Raw genomic sequence first — 18,746 nt, 5'->3', positions numbered from 1 at the left:
CCATCGCGTCCGAAGCCGCCTGCCGCCGCACCCCCGGGCTGGACGAAGGAGACGTCGCCGCGTCCACGGCCTGCGCAGACCGCGCCGCCAACTGTTCAGGTCGCGAGGCCCACTCCGCCGCGCGCGCCGACTGCACCCGCCGCGCCGCCTTCCCATGCCTCGGCTTCCATTCCCGCAGCCGCCGCCAGCTTGGGCACGGCGCAAAGGAGCGGGCAGCAAAGCCGTGGTCGTTGGGCGGTACAGGGGGAGGACGAGGGCGAAGACGGCGTCCGCAAGTTCCTGCGAGCCACGGTGGGATGTTCACACGCAGACTATGTCGCGTTGGACGAGCAGGAGCGCAGCGCCTGCGATCGCCGCATCGGGCAGGAGGCGCGCAGCATCGGCATCCCGGCCGACCGGATCGCCAGCTTCATCGCGGCGGCCGAGGCGCAGGAGCGCCGGCGCGCCGACCGCACAGGGCCGATGAAGGACCTGTTCGTGCCCTGCACCGGGCCGGGCTCGAACCTCGAGCGCGGCTGCATCAACATGACCAGCAAGCATCCGGAGGACGAGCCGTACTGAGGGAGTGCCGTGTTCCTCCCCCGCCTAGCGGGGAAGGGGGACCACGCATAGCGTGGTGGAGGGAGCTGACCGAGCGGCGCCATCTCCGCCGTGGCGGCCAGCGAGCCCCCCTCACCAGGCTTCGCCTGGTCCCCTCCCCCCGCTGCGCAGGGGGAGATGAAAAACGGCCCGGGAGATCGCTCTCCCGGGCCGTCCATTTAACGATGTCGCCCGCCGATCACTCCGCCGGCACGGCCTCGTCGCTCGGCGAGAACTCCAGCTCGGCCGGGAAGGCTTCCAGGGCCTCCTCGCGCTGGGCGGTGAGCTGCTCGTCGCGCTGGGCGGCGATGCGCTGGAGGCCGCGGAGATAGGAGCCGGTGCCCGCCGGGATCAGGCGGCCGACGATCACGTTCTCCTTCAGGCCCTCCAGCGTATCCACCTTGCCGTTGACCGAGGCGTCGGTGAGCACGCGGGTGGTCTCCTGGAAAGAGGCCGCAGAGATGAAGGACTTGGTCTGCAGCGAGGCCTTGGTGATGCCGAGCAGGACCGGCTGGGTGACGGCCGGACGGCCCCCACGCTTCTCGGCCTTGGCGTTCTCGACGTCGACCTCGGTCTTGTCCAGGTGGTCGGACTTGATGAGCCCCGTATCGCCCGGCTCCATGATCTCGACCTTCTGCAGCATCTGGCGCACGATCACTTCGATATGCTTGTCGTTGATCGGCACGCCCTGCAGGCGGTAGACCTCCTGGATCTCGTTGACCAGATACTCGGCCAGCGCCTCGATGCCCAGGATGCGCAGGATGTCGTGCGGATCCGGGTTGCCGTCGATGATGTATTCGCCACGGGTGACGAAGTCGCCGTCGTGCACCGAGATGTGCTTGCCCTTGGGGATCAGGAACTCGACCGTATCACCGTCTTCCGGAGTGATCTTGATGCGGCGCTTGTTCTTGTAGTCCTTGCCGAATTCCACTTTGCCGCTCATCTCGGCGATGATGGCGCAGTCCTTGGGACGCCTCGCCTCGAACAGCTCCGCCACCCGCGGCAGGCCGCCGGTGATGTCGCGGGTCTTGGCTGACTCCGTGGGCAGGCGGGCCATGACGTCGCCGGGCTTCACCTCGTCGCCGTCGCCGACGGAGAGCACGGCGCCTGCGGGCAGCAGGTAGCGGGCATCGCCGCCGTTGGCGAGCTTCATATAGGCCCCGTCGGCGTCCACCACGCTCATGGCCGGACGCAGGTCGGAGCCCCGCGGGCTCGCCCGCCAGTCGGCCACCACGCGGTTGGCGATGCCGGTCGCCTCGTCCGTCTCCTCGCGGATGGAGAAGCCGTCCACCAGGTCTTCGGTGCGCACCTTGCCGCCCACCTCGGTGATGATCGGGGTGGTGTAGGGGTCCCAGTCCGCCAGGCGCTGGCCGCGCTTGACGACATCCCCCTCGGCCACTTTCAACCTGGCGCCATAGGGGACCTTGTAGGATTCACGGTCCTTGCCGTCGACCTGGACCACCACTTGCATGTTGCGGTTCATGGCGATCAGATCGCCGGCGACGCCCCGCACCGTGGAGCCCATGGCGAACTTGATCGTGCCTTCGTTAGTGGCCTCGAAGAAGGACTGCTCGGCCACCTGGGCGGTGCCGCCGATGTGGAAGGTGCGCATGGTCAGCTGGGTGCCGGGCTCGCCAATGGACTGGGCGGCGATGACGCCGACCGCCTCGCCGATGTTCACCCGTGTGCCCCGCGCCAGGTCGCGACCGTAGCAGGCGCCGCAGGCCCCGATCTCGGCCTCGCAGGTCAGGACCGAGCGGACCTTGATCGACTGCACGCCGGCGCGCTCGACCTTGTCGATCATCACCTCGTCGAAATAGGTGTCCGCCGGGCAGACCAGCTCCCCGTTCGGGTCCTTCACGTCCTCGGCCGCGGAACGGCCCAGCACGCGCTGGCCCAGCGAGACCAGCACGTCGCCGCCCTCCACCACCGCGCGGATGGTGATGCCGCGGGTGGTGCCGCAGTCCTCCTCGGTGATGATGCAGTCCTGCGCCACGTCCACCAGGCGACGGGTCAGATAGCCCGAGTTCGCCGTCTTCAGGGCGGTGTCGGCCAGGCCCTTGCGGGCGCCGTGGGTGGAGTTGAAGTACTCCAGCACGGTCAGGCCTTCCTTGAAGTTGGAGATGATCGGCGTCTCGATGATCTCGCCCGACGGCTTGGCCATCAGGCCGCGCATACCGCCGAGCTGCTTCATCTGGGCCTGGGAGCCCCGGGCGCCGGAATGGGCCATCATGTAGATGGAGTTGATCTCCAGCTCCCGGCCGTTGGCGTCGGTCGGGGCCTGGCTGATCTCGCCCATCATCTCGTCGGCGACCTTGTCGGTGGCCTTGGCCCAGGCGTCGACGACCTTGTTGTACTTCTCGCCGCGGGTGATCAGGCCGTCGGCGTACTGCTGCTCGTATTCCTTGGCGAGGTCGCGGGTGTCCTGCACCAGCTGCTTCTTCTTGGCGGGGATGACGATGTCGTCCTTGCCGAAGCTGATGCCGGCCTTGGCCGCCTCGCGGAAGCCCAGCCCCATGACCTGGTCGGCGAAGATGACCGTCGCCTTCTGGCCGGTGTGGCGATAGACGGCGTCGATCAGGTTGCCGATCTCCTTCTTGGTCATGGGTTTGGCGACCAGGCGGTGGCCGATCTGGGGGTGATGCGGCAGGAGCGCCGCCAGCTTCATCCGGCCCGGCGTGGTGTCGATCACCTTGGTGACCAGCTTGCCCTCCGGGTTCATCTCCTGGAAGCGCGCCTTGATCTTGGTGTGCAGGGTGACCACGCCGGCATCGAGCGCCGCATCGATCTCACCCAGGTTCGCCATCAGCTTGCCCTGGCCCGGCTCGTTCTCACGCGCCAGCGACAGGTAGTAGAGACCCAGCACGATATCCTGCGACGGCACGATGATCGGGCGGCCATTGGCGGGGCTGAGGATGTTGTTGGTGGACATCATCAGCACGCGCGCTTCCAACTGGGCTTCGAGCGACAGCGGCACGTGCACGGCCATCTGGTCGCCGTCGAAGTCGGCGTTGAAGGCGGCGCAGACCAGCGGGTGCAGCTGGATGGCCTTGCCCTCGATCAGCTTGGGCTCGAAGGCCTGGATGCCCAGGCGGTGCAGCGTCGGCGCGCGGTTCAGCATCACCGGATGTTCCCGGATCACCTCCTCCAGCACGTCCCAGACCTGGCCCTGCTCGCGCTCGACCATGCGCTTGGACTGCTTGACGGTGCCGGACAGCCCTTTGGCGTCCAGCCGCGCATAGATGAACGGCTTGAACAGCTCCAACGCCATCTTCTTCGGCAGGCCGCACTCGTGCAGCTTCAGGTCCGGGCCGACGGTGATGACCGAGCGGCCGGAATAGTCCACGCGCTTGCCGAGCAGGTTCTGGCGGAAGCGCCCCTGCTTGCCCTTCAGCATGTCGGCCAGCGACTTCAGCGGCCGCTTGTTGGCGCCAGTGATGACCCGGCCGCGACGGCCGTTGTCGAACAGGGCGTCCACCGCCTCCTGCAGCATCCGCTTCTCGTTGCGGATGATGATGTCGGGCGCGCGGAGCTCGATCAGGCGCTTGAGGCGGTTGTTGCGGTTGATCACCCGGCGGTAGAGGTCGTTCAGGTCCGACGTGGCGAAGCGGCCACCGTCGAGGGGAACCAGCGGGCGCAGCTCCGGCGGGATCACCGGCACGACGGTCAGGATCATCCACTCCGGCTTGTTGCCGGACTCCATGAAGGCCTCGAGGATCTTCAGTCGCTTGGAGGCCTTCTTGGCCTTCATCTCACTGGGGCTGTCGGCCAGTTCGCCGCGGTGGCGCTCGGCGTCCTTCTCCAGATCGATCGCCATGAGCAGGTTGCGCACGGCCTCGGCGCCGATCTCGGCGGTGAAGCTGTCGTCGCCGAACTCGTCCTGGTAGCGCATGAAGTCGTCTTCCGAGAGCAGCTGGTGCTGCTTCAGAGGCGTGAGGCCCGGCTCGGTGACGATGTAGTTCTCGAAGTAGAGGACCCGCTCGATGTCCTTCAGCGGCATGTCGAGCATCAGGGCGATGCGGCTCGGCAGGCTCTTCAGGAACCAGATGTGGGCGACTGGCGAGGCCAGTTCGATATGGCCCATCCGCTCGCGCCGCACGCGGGCCAAGGTCACCTCCACGCCGCACTTCTCGCAGATGATGCCCTTGTACTTCATGCGCTTGTACTTGCCGCACAGGCACTCGTAGTCCTTGGTCGGCCCGAAGATACGGGCGCAGAACAGCCCGTCACGCTCCGGCTTAAACGTCCGGTAGTTGATGGTCTCCGGCTTCTTGATCTCGCCGAACGACCAGGAGCGGATCTTCTCCGGCGAGGCCAGGGAGATGCGGATCTGGTCGAAGGTCGGGGCCGCGACCACCGGGTTGAAGATATTGAGGACTTCCTGGTTCATTGTGCTTCCAGTTCGTCTGCGGGCCTAGCGCCGTTGGGCGTCAAGGCCGTGAAAAGGGATGTGGGCTTGAGGAGGTGAGCCGCCTTCGATCCTCCCCCATTGGGGGAGGGGGACCGCGCAAAGCGTGGTGGAGGGGGCCAGCGCCCCCTCACCAGACTTCGTCTGGTCCCCTCCACCCTTTAGGGGGAGATCAAGAGCGGTCAGCTGTTCTCCAGCTCCACGTTCAGGCCAAGCGAGCGCATCTCCTTGACGAGCACGTTGAAGCTCTCGGGGATGCCCGCTTCGAAGCTGTCGTCGCCGCGGACGATCGCCTCGTAGACCTTGGTGCGGCCAGCCACGTCGTCGGACTTCACCGTCAGCATCTCCTGCAGGGTGTAGGCGGCGCCGTAGGCTTCGAGCGCCCACACCTCCATCTCCCCGAAGCGCTGGCCGCCGAACTGCGCCTTGCCGCCCAGGGGCTGCTGGGTGACCAGGGAGTAGGGGCCGATGGAGCGAGCGTGGATCTTGTCGTCCACCAGGTGGTGAAGCTTCAGCATGTAGATGTAGCCCACGGTGACGGGGCGCTTGAACGCCTCGCCGGTCTGGCCGTCATAGAGCTGGCTCTGGCCGGTGCGAGACAGGCCCGCCTTCTCCAGCAGGTCCTCGATGTCGCCGATATGCGCCCCGTCGAACACGGGGGTGGCCATCGGCACGCCCTTGCCGAGGTTGCGGGCCAGCTCGACCAGCTCGCCTTCATCGTCGGGGAGCGGGATGTCGGGGCCGTAGATGTCCGACAGCTTCTCGACCAACGCTGCGCGTTGGCCGCCGTCCTGCCAGGCGTCGAGCAGCTTGGTGATCTGCTTGCCAAGCCCGGCCGAGGCCCAGCCCAGGTGCGTCTCGAAGATCTGGCCGACGTTCATGCGCGACGGCACACCGAGCGGATTGAGCACCACGTCCACGTGGGTGCCGTCCTCCAGGAAGGGCATGTCCTCGATGGGGAGGATCCTTGAGATCACGCCCTTGTTGCCGTGGCGGCCGGCCATCTTGTCGCCGGGCTGGAGCTTGCGCTTCACCGCGACGAAGACCTTGACCATCTTCATCACGCCAGGGGGCAGTTCGTCGCCCCGCTGCAGCTTGTCGACCTTGTCCTCGAAGCGGCGGTCCAGGCGCTTGCGGGCCTCGTCGAACTGGCGGCGCAGCGCCTCCAGCTCGCCCATGGCCGGCTCGTCCTCGAGCGCGATCTGCCACCAGAGGCCGGGAGCGACCTCGCCCAGCTTCTCGGTCGTGATCTCGCCGCGGCCAAGGCCCTTGGGCCCGGAGACGGCGACCTTGCCCACGAACAGCTCGCGCAGGCGCGCCTGCATGTTCCTGTTCAGGATGGCGAACTCGTCGTCGCGGTCCTTGCCGAGGCGGTCGATCTCCGACCGCTCGATGGCCATGGCCCGCTCATCCTTGTCCACCCCGTGGCGGTTGAAGACGCGCACCTCCACGATGGTGCCGGTGACGCCCGGCGGCAGACGGAGCGAGGTGTCGCGAACGTCGGACGCCTTCTCGCCGAAGATGGCGCGGAGCAGCTTCTCCTCCGGCGTCATCGGGCTCTCGCCCTTGGGCGTCACCTTGCCGACCAGGATGTCGCCCGGCTGCACTTCCGCGCCGATGGCCACGATCCCGGCCTCGTCGAGGTTGCGGAGCGCCTCCTCGCCGACGTTGGGGATGTCGCGGGTGATCTCCTCGGGGCCGAGCTTGGTGTCGCGGGCCGCGACCTCGAACTCCTCGATGTGGATCGAGGTGAAGACGTCGTCCGACACGATCCGCTCGGAGATCAGGATGCTGTCTTCAAAGTTGTAGCCGTTCCAGGGCATGAAGGCGACCAGCGCATTGCGCCCCAGCGCCAGCTCGCCCAAGTCGGTGGAGGGGCCGTCGGCGATGATGTCGCCGGGATTCACCTTGTCGCCCACCTTCACCAGCGGGCGCTGGTTGATGCAGGTGTTCTGGTTGGAGCGCTGGAACTTCGACAGGCGGAAGATGTCGACGCCGGGCTTGGCCGGATCGGTCTCCTCGGTCGCGCGCACCACGATGCGGTTGCCGTCCATCTGCTCCACGACGCCCGTGCGGCGGGCGATCACGGTGGCGCCGCTGTCGCGGGCCACCACGCCCTCCATGCCCGTGCCGACCAGCGGCGCGTCGGACTTCACCAGCGGCACCGCCTGGCGCTGCATGTTGGAGCCCATCAGCGCGCGGTTGGCGTCGTCGTTCTCGAGGAACGGGATCAGGGCCGCGGCCACCGACACCACCTGCTTGGCCGACACGTCCATGTAGTCGACCTGATCGGACGGGGCGACGGTGACGTCCCCGTTGATGCGGACCTGCACCAGCTCGTCAGTCACCTTGCCCTGGCCGTCGACCTTCAGGTTGGCTTGGCCGATGGTGTGCTTGGACTCCTCCATGGCCGACATGTAGACGACCTCGCCGTCGGGCGAGCCGTTGTTCACGCGGCGGTAGGGGCTCTCGATGAAGCCGTACTTGTTCACCCGGGCGTGGGTGGCGAGGCTGTTGATCAGGCCGATATTGGGCCCTTCCGGCGTCTCGATCGGGCAGATGCGGCCGTAGTGGGTGGGGTGCACGTCGCGCACCTCGAAGCCCGCCCGCTCCCGCGTCAGGCCGCCCGGGCCGAGCGCCGAGAGGCGGCGCTTGTGGGTGATCTCCGACAGCGGATTGGTCTGGTCCATGAACTGGCTGAGCTGGGAGGAGCCGAAGAACTCCCGCACCGCGGCCGCCGCCGGCTTGGCGTTGATCAGGTCGTGCGGCATGACCGTGTCGATATCGACCGAGGACATGCGCTCCTTGATCGCCCGCTCCATGCGGAGCAGGCCGACGCGGTACTGGTTCTCCAGCAGCTCGCCCACCGAACGGACCCGGCGGTTGCCCAGGTTGTCGATGTCGTCGATCTCGCCGCGGCCGTCGCGCAGGCCGACCAGCAGCTTCAGCACCGCCAGCACGTCTTCCTTGCGCAGCACCCGGATCTCGTCGGAGACGTCGTCCTCCAGCCGCATGTTCATCTTCACGCGACCGACGGCCGACAGGTCGTAGCGCTCGGCGTCGAAGAACAGCCCGCGGAACATGTTCTCCGCGGCCTCCACCGTCGGCGGCTCGCCCGGGCGCATGACGCGGTAGATGTCGAACAGCGCGTCCTCACGGTTGCTGCTCTTATCCACCCGGATGGTGTTGCGCATGTAAGCGCCGACCGTGACGTGGTCGATGTCCAGCACCTCGATGGTGGAGAAGCCCTGGTCCTCCAACGCCTGGATGGCCACTGCGTCCAGCTCGTCGCCGGCCTCGGCGTAGATCTCGCCAGTTTCCATGTTCACCGCGTCCGCGGCAAGGAAGCGGCCGATCAGGGCGTCCGGCGCGACCAGCAGGGTCGTGACCCCGCTATCGGCGAACTTCTTGGCGTTGCGGGCGCTGATCTTGACCCCGGCGGGCGCGATCTCCTCGCCCGTCTCGGCGTTCACCAGGGCGAAGTCGGGCTTCACGCCCCTCCAGCGCTCCGGGTTGTAGGGCGTGGCCCAGCCGGCCTCGCGCTTCTCGAACGGGATGACCTTGTAGAAGGTCTTCAGAATTTCCTCGCCGTCCATGCCCAGCGCCATCAGGAAGGCGGTGGCCGGCAGCTTGCGCCTGCGGTCGATGCGGACATAGACGATGTCCTTGGCGTCGAACTCGAAGTCGAGCCAGGAGCCGCGGTAAGGGATCACTCGGGCGGCGAACAGCAGCTTGCCCGACGCGTGGGTCTTGCCCTTGTCATGATCGAAGAAGACGCCCGGCGAGCGGTGCATCTGGCTGACGATCACCCGCTCGGTGCCGTTGACGATGAAGGTGCCCTTCTCCGTCATCAGCGGGATGTCGCCCATGTAGACATCCTGCTCCTTGATGTCCTTGACGGAGCGGGCGCCAGTGTCCTCGTCGTTCTCGAACACGATCAGGCGCAGCTTGACCTTCAGCGGCGCGGCGAACGTCATGTCGCGCTGGATGCACTCCTCGACGTCGTACTTGGGGTCCTCGAACTCGTAGGAGACGTATTCGAGCACCGCGCGCTCGTTGAAGTCCTTGATCGGGAAAACCGACTTGAACACCGCCTCGACGCCCTCGTCCCGGCGCTCGGGCGCGCGGGTCTCGCGCTGCAGGAACTGCTCGTAGGAGGAGCGCTGCACCTCGATCAGGTTGGGCATCTGCACCGCCTCGGGGATGCGGCCGAAGGACTTCCTGATGCGCTTCTTGCCCGTGAAGGACAGGGCGTCGGTATTAAGCTGAGCCATGGTGCTCCCTGGCGCGGGGGGTCAGTCCGCGCGGATCTGATATCAAGGCGCGTGACGGCGCACCGAGAATATGTGCTGCGTCCACCCTCGGATCAGGCCTGCGGGCCTGACGGACGCTAGCTGGGCCTTCGCGCAGAACGCGAAGACGCGCCTTCGCTCGATCGGAGGGCGGCGGATCGAGCCTCGGCGCTGGAGCGCGATTATGAAGGAATCGGCAAGAGGCGACATATAACCGCTTTTGCGGCGGAGGGAAGGCTTGCGGGAACTTTTTGCAGTCCGCTCCCGCTCGACTCTCCGGAACCGGCCCGACACACTCGTCCGGCATGCAGTTCGAGTGGGACAACGCGAAGGCACAGAGCAATCTCGCCAAGCATGGCGTTGGCTTCAGCCTCGCGGCGCGCGTTTTCGACGATCCGAACCATCAGGATAGCGACGCCAGCCGGGAAGCAGATGGCGAAAGCCGCCGCAAGGCTATCGGCTCGATCGAAGGCCGGCTGATCGCTGTGGTATATGTCGGACGAGGCGAGGTGGTGCGGATCATTTCCGCCCGGCGCGCCAACATGAAGGAGAGCCGCAGCTATGGCGATCGTTTGCTACACGCATGATCCCACGAACCCCGAGACCATGTCGGTCGAGGAGTGGGCCAGGCTCGACGCCATGACGGACGAGGACATCACCGTGGCCGCCGAGAGCGATCCGGATAACCCCCCGCTGACAGACGAAGAACTGCTGCGGATGCGCGCAGCGCGGTTGGCCAAACGGGTACGCGCGGCGACCGGCCTGACGCAGACCGCGTTCGCCGAGCGCTATCATATCGATGTCACCCGTCTCAGCGACCTGGAGCAGGGCCGCGTTGGTTCCGATACCACGCTTCTCGCCTACCTTACGGTGATCGGGCGAGAGCGCGAGGCCGTGGATCGTGCGCTCACAGCGGCATGAGGAAAAGAGATGCTGAAATGCAGGAAGGGTGTTGGACTGGCGTTTTTGGTTGCCTGGGCCGGCATGACGCTGTCCACATCAGCCGCCGCGCAATCCATCGTTCCCGAACCAGTGCAAAGGCCCAATCCAGATGACCTGAAGCACAGAGCGGTCCTTTGTAGCTGGACCATCTATCTCACTGCCCAGGCGGCCGGTGAGCGTTGCTTCCCCGGCCAAGACGACGCGTTTAAAGCAGATTTAAACCGTGGCATCAAACGGATAGAGGACTTCATCAAGCGTAACGGCCATGTCGACCAGAGCTACGTAAGCCGGTGGGAGTCACAGGCGGTCGCAGAGTCGAAGGCGCCGGGATTTTGCAGCTCCGAGGCTGGCAAATTTTATGCGGCTGAACGGGCAAGATCAGCTACGCTGCAGAAGGATATTGACGATCTGCTCTCCATACCGCGAACGCCGGTGATGAATCCCTGTCTCTGACGTAGAAACGGGCCCGGAGGTCACCCCCCGAGCCCGCTCGCAGACGTCGAACCTGACGTGGTCGGTCTTACTTGATCTCGACCTTGGCGCCGGCGTCTTCCAGCTTCTTCTTGATCTCTTCGGCGTCCTGCTTGGAGATGTTCTCCTTCACCGGAAGCGGCGCGCCTTCCACCAGGTCCTTGGCTTCCTTCAGCCCGAGGTCGGAGCGGATGGAGCGGACTTCCTTGATGACGTTGATCTTCTTGTCGCCGCCGGACATCAGCATGACGGTGAACTCGGTCTGCTCTTCCACCGGAGCGGCGGCTTCGCCGCCACCAGCGGCCGCCGGAGCGGCGAAGGCCATCGGCGCAGCGGCGCTGACGCCCCACTTCTCTTCGAGCAGCTTGGATAGCTCGGCGGCTTCGAGCACGGTCAGGGAGGACAGGTCCTCGACGATCTTGGACAGGTCGGCCATTGGGTTCTTCCTTGGGATGGGTTTGAGGTTGAGTCGGGTCCGCGGAAATGAGGCGGCCTAGGCGGCTTCGGCTTCGTCCGGCTTCGCGTCGTCCTTCGTCGCATAGGCGTTGAAAACGCGGGCGAGCTGGCCCGCGGGCGCGGCCAGGACGGCGGCGACCTTGGTCGCAGGCGCCTGGATCAGCCCGATGAGCGTGCCGCGTAGCTGATCCAGCGAGGGCAGGGTCGCGAGCGACTTCACCCCCTCCGCGTTCAGCACGCTCGCCCCCAGCACGGCGCCGACGACGGTGAACTTGTCGTTGTCCTTGGCGTACTGGGTGGCGACCTTGGCGGCGGCCACGGGGTCCTTGGCGAAGGCGATCGCCACTGGCCCCTTGAACAGCGCGTCCGCGGACGCGCCGCCCGAACCGTCCATGGCCTTCTGGGCCAAGCGGTTCTTGACCACCTTGAGCGTCGCGCCCTCCTTGCGGAGGCGGATGCGCAGGTCGGTCATTTCCGCAACGGTGAGGCCCAGATAGTGGGTCACGATGACAGCGCCGGAGGTCGCGAAGACGCTCTTCAGCTCCTCGATCGACTCGGCCTTCTGTGCGCGGTCCATACGGTCTCCGTTGCACTTGCAGCTTCAGCCGCCGGACCATCCGACGACCGCAAACGCCGCGCACGCCCTCCCCTCGCGGGAAGCGCGCGTGCGGATAGACCTATCCCGAGGATGCGTGTGGCCGACCCCGCCCGCGCATGCGCGGATCGTGTACAACCTTGCTTCCCCGTCTCCCCGCGGCCGTTTGGATTAAGACACCCGCCCAATCGCTTGGTAGGGCATCCCGCAGTTCTCGGACAGGACGGCGCCGGGCAAACCCGCCGCCGTGAGCGGGGACACATACGTGAAGGCGGGAGCCGACTCAATAGGCCGATGAGGATGCGCAAGCCGGGCGCTGCGGATCGCCGCGAAGTGTGGTCGGGACGCCTGATCGCCGAACCGTCCGCCGTCGGAAGACAGGCCGCTCCGCCAAGGCGGTTGCACGACAAGGTCTCGACCCGGCTCGAAACACTCACCTCCTTGACCCTTCCGCGCCCCCGTTGCATTGCCGACGGGCGGGTCTTGGAGCTGTCCCATGTTCGAGTTCAACCCTTGGCGGATCGGTCTTGGCCTCATGCTTGCGGCGGGGCTTGTGGGCTGCAGCGGCAAGCCGGAGGACACCGGACAAAGTGCTTCGGGCGCGGCTTCGACCACCAGCCCTGCCCCTCCCTATCCCGCCTGGGCGACCGCGATGCTGGGCAAGGACGTGAAGCAGGTCAGCCCAGGCGCTGTGACCTGCAAGGGCGTCATCGACGTCGTCTCGGCAAAACATACGGGCGCTCACCCCGGATCCGAGATCGAAGGCTGGGCCTGGAACGAGACGCAGCACAGGCCTCTGGCCAAGATCGTGTTCACCGACCAGGCCGACCGCATCGTCGGCGGCGCCACGGTCGGGAATCCTCGCCAGGATGTGATGGCGGCGATGTCGGAGGTGAAGACGCCGGCGGTCGGTTGGAGGGGCGTCGCGAGGCCAATCAGCGGCGCGGTGACCGCCGTGGGCCTCACCGACGGCGCCGCCTCCTGCGTGCTCGGTAGCATCACGCTCTGAAGTGTCGGACGGGGGGAGACTCTGCTCCCCCGGCTGGCGCACAGATCCTGCGGCTTGGGCCGGCGGCTGGGATGCCGGCGCTGGCGGTTTCCAGCCTCGCCCGGACGAAGGTCGCGCCCTCACGGGTTGTCGCCAGGAAGGGCGCGAGGGATCAGCGCCGACCGTGCCTGCGGGCGCAGGGCTGCTCTGCCCCAGCGGAGGCAGACGCGGTGGAACGGGTTGCACTCGGCGCGCCGGCTTGAAGGTCGAGGACCTTTCCCGCCTTGCGTGTCCTTACTTGCGGAGTAATCATGCAAACGCACTATGTCCAAGCGTCAAGCCGGTTGCTCACCTTTCGATATCGGGTCAAGTCTGAGCTGGGCTTCAGCCCGGCGGGTTCCATGTAAGCGTCCGTTCAGCCTTCGGTTTACGTGTAGCTGACGAGAACATCTTGAGACGTACCGCGTCACCCGAGGAAACCCTGGACCTGATCTACGGTGCGGCTGTCCAGCCCTCCCTGTGGGTCGACGTGATGCAACGGCTCATGTCCATGATCGGCGGCGAAGGCGGTGTGATGATGCGCACGGACATCGTCGACGGCAAGGGTGCGGCCAAGATCGCCAACGGCGACACGTCGACCGTGGACCTCTACTTCGCCCACTATTCGAGCATCAACCCCTTTCAGCTGGTCCCCGACCCCTCCTCCTACATCGCCGGATGGCAGCCCAGGGTGCTGCTGGATGAGGACTGGATGCCGCGCGAGAGCTTCGAGCGTTCGGAATACTACAACGACTTCCTGCGTCCCCTGTCGGTCGAGTGGGGGCTGGCTATCCGCCTGGGACTGCGCGGGCTGGATCTGGCCACGATCAGCATCGGCCGTGGCTTCAGATATGGGCGGTTCGAGGCTCCCGAGGTCGCCGCCATGGAGCGGCTGCATCCGCACCTGATCCGCGCCTATGCGCTCAGCGAGCGCTTCCAGTCCCTGCATGGCTTCAAGACAGGGTTGGCCGAGGCGCTCGACGATCACCCGTCGGCCATGTTCCTGGTGCACGAGGACGCCCGCATCCTTCACGCCAACGGGGCGGCGGAACGTCTCCTCACGTCCGGCGACGCCCTGGTCTCCCTGGCGGGCCGCCTGTGTGCGGCCGACACCGCCTCGGTGCAGCCGCTGGCGAACCTGATCGCACGCGCAGGCTCGAACGACTGGGAGCAGCGAAGCGCGGGCTCGCTGTCCGTGCAGGTGAAAGGCAGGCGGCTTTCGCTCAAGGTCACGGCCGCACCGCTGCGGCTGGAAGACGTGTCGGTGTTCGCGAGAGGGCCGGCGGTGCTGGTGCGCGTGGCCGATCCGCTCGGCGGTTCGGCGCCTGTCGGTGTCAAGCTCGCCGAGCTGTTCACCCTGACGGCGGCCGAGGCGCGGCTGGCCGAAGCCCTCTATGATGGCCTGACCCTGCGTGACGCCTCCATCCGCCATGGCATAAGCATCAACACGGCGCGGGCGCAGCTCTCGAGCGTCTTCGCCAAGACGCAGACCCACCGCCAAGCCGATCTGGTACGATTGATGGCGGCTCATGACGGGATGAAGTCGGGCGGGCCCTCGCCGCGATGACTTCCGACGTCACCTTGCAGGCGGACAAGCCGGTGGCGGCGCAGGCGCTTCGGCGTAGCTTGAGCGTCAAGCAGGTGGTGGTGCTGACCCTCTCCGGGCTTTCCCCGGCCGCGTCGGTCTACATCACCGGATCGGCGGTGCTGCACCTGGCCGGCACCGGGGCGGCGGCGGCCCTGCTTCTCGGCGGCGGCGTGGTGGTCCTGGCCTCGCTGCTCTACGCCGAGCTGGGCGCGGCCTTCCCCCGGGCGGGCGGCGTCTATCCCGGCATCACCCAGGTGCTCGGTCCGGGCGCGGGCTTCGTGGCCATTACGCTCGGGTTGATCACGGCCCCGGCGACCCTGGCGTTCGCCGCCCTGGGACTGGCCGACTATCTTCGGGTGCTCGCGCCCGGCCTGCCCAGGCTGGCTCTCGCCTTCACGGCCCTTGGCGGGGCGGGCCTGATATGCATGTTGAACATAGGTGTCGGCGCCTGGGTCACGGGCGCCTTCCTGGCGGCCGAGCTTCTGGTCCTGCTCGTGCTGACCCTGGCGGCCGCACTGCATCCGGTGCGCGGGCTGGGAGAGGTGCTCCTCCATCCCGTGATGCTGGGGCCGCTGCACCAGCTGACGCCCACACCGGGCTGGACCCTCCTGCTGGCGACGATCTCCGGCGCCTATGCCTGCGCCGGATCAGGGATGGCGATCTACTTCGCCGAAGACATGCGCGGACCGTCCACCCGTATCGGGGGCGTGGTGGCCTGGGTGGGCGTGATCGCGGCGGCGGTCGTCATCGCCCCCTTGGTGTGGCTTACGACCAGCGCGGCGCATCTCGACTCCATCCTTGCCGCGGAGGCGCCCATCGCGGCCTACCTCTCCGCGACCGCCGGGCCGCCTGTCGCCTACGCCACCTCTCTGGTCGTCGCCACAGCCATCCTGAACAACATCATCGCTTCCATGCTGGCCTTCAGCCGGTTTCTCTACTCCACCGGCCGGGACCGCGCATGGCCCCGGCAGCTCAGCACCTGGGCGTCGGAATTGCACTCCCGCTTCGGCTCTCCATGGCTGGCCTCCCTCGCCCTCGTCCTGGTGGCGGGCCTCCTCTGTCTGGTGGGTGAGCGCGGCCTGCTGGTCGTGCTGTCGGGCGAGGTGTTCACCGCGACCCTGGTGGCGGCCTCGGTCCTGGTGGGCCGACGACGGCGCCTGACAGGCGTCACCAGCTTTCGCTCGCCCCTCTTCCCGCTCCTGCCAATGATCGGCTTCGTGATCGTCGCCGCATTCTTCGCCGCCGACTGGCGCGACCCGACAGCCGGCCGACCCAGCCTGTGCCTCCTGGCGGGGGTCGCCGCCTCGGCCGCCTTGTATCACCACCTGAACCGCCGCAGAGCCGCCGCTTCCCACCGGTCGGGCTAGCCTGCCGATGCTCGAGAGGCGTGCTCCATCGGGCGGTCAGGCGCCGGGCAAGGCCGCTCCAGACGCGCGCCTTGCGACCTGCGGGGTCAAGGGATCAGCTTGGCGATGATGAATTCGGCGGCTTGGTCCGCGCTCATCGCGGTGGTGTCGATGTGGATCTCGGGGTGCTCCGGGGCCTCGTAGGGACTGTCGATTCCGGTGAAGTTCTTCAGCTGGCCGCTGCGCGCCTTGGCGTAGAGACCCTTCACGTCGCGACGCTCGGCCTCGGCCAGGGTGGTGTCGACATGCACCTCGATGAACTCGCCAGGCGCCATCATCTGGCGCACCATCTCGCGTTCCGCGCGGAAGGGCGAGATGAAGGCGGTGATGACGATCAGGCCGGCGTCGGTCATCAGCCGGGCCACCTCGCCGACCCGGCGGACGTTCTCGATTCGATCGGCGTCGGTGAAGCCCAGGTCCTTGTTCAGCCCGTGGCGGACGTTGTCGCCGTCGAGCAGGAAGGTATGGCGGTTCATGCGCACCAGCTTGCGCTCCACCAGATTGGCGATGGTGGACTTGCCAGCACCCGAGAGCCCGGTGAGCCACAGCACCGCCGCCGTCTGGTTCTTCAGGCTGGCGTGCTTGTCGCGGCCGACGTCGGTGGCTTGCCAGTGGACGTTCTGGCTTCGGCGAAGTGCGAAGTGGATCATGCCCGCGGCCACCGTGGCGTTGGTGATCTTGTCGATCAGGATGAAGCCGCCCAACGTCTTGCTGGGGGCCGTGCTGGTGTCGACATAGGGCTCGAACACGATCGGCCGGTCGGTGGTCAGGTTGGTCACGCCTATGGCGTTCAGCTCCAGCGTCTTGACCGCCAAGTGCTCCAAGGTGTTGACGTTGACCTGGTACTTGGGGGCGTGGATCGTGGCGCTGGTGGTCTGGGCGCCCATCTTCAGCCAGTAGGGACGCCCCGCCAGCATCTCCTCGTCAGCCATCCACACGAGGGTGGCTTCGAACTGGTCGGCGGCCTGGGGCGGGTCGTCGGCTATGGCGATCACGTCGCCGCGTGAGCAGTCGATCTCGTCGGCGAGCGTCAGGGTGACCGACTGGCCCGCCACCGCCGTCTCGAGGTCGCCGTCGAAGGTGACGATGCGCGCGACCGTGGAGGTCTTGCCCGAAGGCAGCACCCGCACCGCATCGCCCGGTTGGACCGAGCCGCTGGCGATCAGGCCGGAGAAGCCGCGGAAGTCCAGGTTGGGCCGGTTGACCCACTGCACCGGCATGCGCAGCGGCCTCGTCTGGGCGGAGGTGACGTCGAGCTCCACCGCCTCCAGATGGCCGATCAGCGTCGGGCCCGCGTACCAGGGCGTGTTGGCGCTCAGCGCCGTGATGTTGTCGCCCTTGAAGCCGGAGATCGGCATGGGCAGGAAGTCGGTGATCCCGATCTGCTCGGCGAAGGCGCGATAGTCGGCGACGATGGCGTCGAAGGTCGCTTGGTCGTAGCCGACCAGGTCCATCTTGTTGACGGCCAGCACGATGTTGCGGATGCCGATCAGGTGCGCCAGGTAGCTGTGCCGCCGGGTCTGGGTCAGCACGCCCTTCCTGGCGTCGATCAGGATCACGGCGAGGTCGGCGGTGGAGGCCCCGGTGACCATGTTGCGGGTGTACTGCTCGTGGCCGGGGGTGTCGGCGACGATGAACTTGCGCTTCTCGGTGGCGAAGAAGCGGTAGGCGACGTCAATGGTGATGCCCTGCTCCCGCTCGGCCGCCAGACCGTCGACCAGCAGGGCGAAGTCGATCTCACCGCCTTGCGTGCCGACGCGCCTGGAGTCGGCCTCCAGCGTCGCCAGCTGGTCCTCGAAGATCATCTTCGCATCGTAGAGCAGCCGCCCGATCAGGGTTGACTTTCCATCGTCCACCGAGCCGCAGGTGATGAAGCGCAGGAGCGACTTGTGCTGGTGGAACTCCAGGTAGGCGTCGATGTCTTCGGCGATCAGGCTCTCCACCTGGTAGGTGGAGGGCTGGACGGCCTGGGTCACGGCCATGTCGGTGAGGGTCGCATCTTCAGCCATCAGAAGTAGCCCTCCTGCTTCTTCTTCTCCATGCTGGCATCGCCGGCGTCCTTGTCGATGGCGCGGCCTTGGCGCTCGGAGGTCGTGGTGAGCAGCATCTCCTGGATCACCTGCGGCAGGGTCTGGGCTTCGCTCTCCACGGCGCCCGTGAGCGGATAGCAGCCCAGCGTGCGGAAGCGGATCGAGCGTTGGACCGGGACCTCACCCGGCTTCAGCCGGAACCGCTCGTCGTCGACCATCAGCAGCAGACCGTCGCGCTCGACCGTGGGCCGGGGAGCCGAGAAGTAGAGCGGCACGATCTCGATGTCGTTCAGATGGATGTACTGCCAGATGTCCAGCTCGGTCCAGTTGGATATCGGGAACACGCGGATGCTCTCCCCCTTGGCCTTACGGGCGTTGTAGAGGTTCCACAGCTCGGGGCGCTGGCTCTTGGGGTCCCACCGGTGGTTGGCGGCGCGGAAGGAGAAGACGCGCTCCTTGGCCCGGGATTTCTCCTCGTCGCGGCGCGCGCCGCCGAAGGCCGCGTCGAAGCCGTACTTGTCCAGCGCCTGCTTCAGCCCCTCGGTCTTCCACATGTCGGTGTGCAGGGAGCCGTGATCGAACGGGTTGATCCCGCGTTCGGCGGCTTCGGGGTTCTGGTAGACCAGGAGCTCCATTCCGGCCGCGCGGGCGGCGCGGTCGCGCAGCTCGTACATCGCCTTGAACTTCCAGGTGGTGTCCACGTGCAGCAGAGGGAACGGTGGCGGGGAAGGATGGAAGGCCTTGCGCGCCAGGTGCAGCATGACGGCGCTGTCCTTGCCCACCGAATAGAGCATCACCGGACGCTCGGCCTCGGCCACCACCTCCCGCAGGATGTGGATGCTCTCTGCTTCGAGCCGCTGGAGATGGGTCAGCACGAGCGGGCTGGAGGCGGCGGTGTGGGGTGACGCGGACATGATCCTGTCTTGCTCGATAGCCTGAGCGGCACTCAAGC

General features: G+C 66.8%; 13 protein-coding genes. 7 read left to right on the top strand and 6 right to left on the bottom strand.

Annotated features, from left to right (window positions below; genetic code table 11):
• Positions 1 to 321 precede the first annotated feature (321 nt).
• The gene (locus HUV06_RS01350) at positions 322 to 561 is read left to right on the top strand and encodes a hypothetical protein (RefSeq protein ID WP_174299470.1); all 240 of its coding nucleotides are present in this window, start codon (positions 322 to 324) and stop codon (positions 559 to 561) included.
• A 217-nt stretch (positions 562 to 778) separates the two neighbouring features.
• Here the strand turns inward: HUV06_RS01350 and rpoC are convergent, their stop codons facing one another.
• Positions 779 to 4,969: a DNA-directed RNA polymerase subunit beta' gene (rpoC, locus tag HUV06_RS01345; protein WP_174299469.1), complete on the bottom strand. Its 4,191-nt coding sequence runs from the start codon at positions 4,967 to 4,969 to the stop codon at positions 779 to 781.
• Positions 4,970 to 5,169: 200 nt separating this feature from the next.
• Positions 5,170 to 9,261 (bottom strand): DNA-directed RNA polymerase subunit beta, encoded by a 4,092-nt coding sequence (rpoB, locus tag HUV06_RS01340; RefSeq protein ID WP_174299468.1) that lies wholly within the window; start codon positions 9,259 to 9,261, stop codon positions 5,170 to 5,172.
• A gap of 323 nt (positions 9,262 to 9,584) precedes the next feature.
• Here rpoB and HUV06_RS01335 point away from each other — a divergent pair, with 323 nt between their 5' ends.
• From HUV06_RS01335 to HUV06_RS01325, 3 genes are read left to right on the top strand one after another with little or no spacing between them, the layout of a single operon-like run.
• Positions 9,585 to 9,866, top strand: coding sequence for a BrnT family toxin (locus HUV06_RS01335; RefSeq protein WP_174299467.1), 282 nt, complete (start codon positions 9,585 to 9,587; stop codon positions 9,864 to 9,866).
• Entirely contained in the window at positions 9,841 to 10,200 is a 360-nt protein-coding gene (locus tag HUV06_RS01330; protein ID WP_254600816.1) for a DNA-binding transcriptional regulator, read from the top strand. Before HUV06_RS01335 ends, HUV06_RS01330 begins: the two co-directional genes overlap by 26 nt.
• A gap of 9 nt (positions 10,201 to 10,209) precedes the next feature.
• Positions 10,210 to 10,674: a hypothetical protein gene (locus HUV06_RS01325; protein WP_174299466.1), complete on the top strand. Its 465-nt coding sequence runs from the start codon at positions 10,210 to 10,212 to the stop codon at positions 10,672 to 10,674.
• A 67-nt stretch (positions 10,675 to 10,741) separates the two neighbouring features.
• On the opposite strand, the gene rplL is transcribed toward HUV06_RS01325, so the two are convergent.
• Both rplL and rplJ read right to left on the bottom strand, forming a co-directional pair.
• A complete protein-coding gene (gene rplL / locus HUV06_RS01320) occupies positions 10,742 to 11,128 on the bottom strand; it encodes a 50S ribosomal protein L7/L12 (RefSeq protein WP_174299465.1) in 387 nt (128 codons plus the stop codon).
• Between the two features lie 57 nt (positions 11,129 to 11,185).
• Entirely contained in the window at positions 11,186 to 11,725 is a 540-nt protein-coding gene (rplJ, locus tag HUV06_RS01315; protein ID WP_174299464.1) for a 50S ribosomal protein L10, read from the bottom strand.
• 514 nt (positions 11,726 to 12,239) lie between these two features.
• On the opposite strand from rplJ, the gene HUV06_RS01310 reads away from it, so the two are divergent.
• The 3 genes from HUV06_RS01310 (at position 12,240) to HUV06_RS01300 (ending at position 15,725) form a co-directional block, all read left to right on the top strand.
• The gene (locus tag HUV06_RS01310) at positions 12,240 to 12,752 is read left to right on the top strand and encodes a hypothetical protein (RefSeq protein WP_174299463.1); all 513 of its coding nucleotides are present in this window, start codon (positions 12,240 to 12,242) and stop codon (positions 12,750 to 12,752) included.
• A 430-nt stretch (positions 12,753 to 13,182) separates the two neighbouring features.
• On the top strand, positions 13,183 to 14,337 hold the full coding sequence (locus HUV06_RS01305; RefSeq protein WP_174299462.1) for a helix-turn-helix transcriptional regulator: 1,155 nt from the start codon (positions 13,183 to 13,185) through the stop codon (positions 14,335 to 14,337).
• Positions 14,334 to 15,725: an APC family permease gene (locus HUV06_RS01300; RefSeq protein ID WP_174299461.1), complete on the top strand. Its 1,392-nt coding sequence runs from the start codon at positions 14,334 to 14,336 to the stop codon at positions 15,723 to 15,725. Before HUV06_RS01305 ends, HUV06_RS01300 begins: the two co-directional genes overlap by 4 nt.
• 86 nt (positions 15,726 to 15,811) lie before the next feature.
• On the opposite strand, the gene cysN is transcribed toward HUV06_RS01300, so the two are convergent.
• Together cysN and cysD are read right to left on the bottom strand one after the other, a co-directional pair.
• Positions 15,812 to 17,746, bottom strand: coding sequence for a sulfate adenylyltransferase subunit CysN (gene cysN, locus HUV06_RS01295; RefSeq protein ID WP_174299471.1), 1,935 nt, complete (start codon positions 17,744 to 17,746; stop codon positions 15,812 to 15,814).
• 26 nt (positions 17,747 to 17,772) lie between these two features.
• Positions 17,773 to 18,708 (bottom strand): sulfate adenylyltransferase subunit CysD, encoded by a 936-nt coding sequence (gene cysD, locus HUV06_RS01290; protein WP_174299460.1) that lies wholly within the window; start codon positions 18,706 to 18,708, stop codon positions 17,773 to 17,775.
• Between the last annotated feature and the right edge of the window lie 38 nt (positions 18,709 to 18,746).

The organism is Caulobacter sp. S45 (genome assembly GCF_903642205.1).
Lineage (GTDB): Bacteria > Pseudomonadota > Alphaproteobacteria > Caulobacterales > Caulobacteraceae > CAHJWH01.
This window is presented reverse-complemented; position numbering and strand designations above follow the sequence as displayed.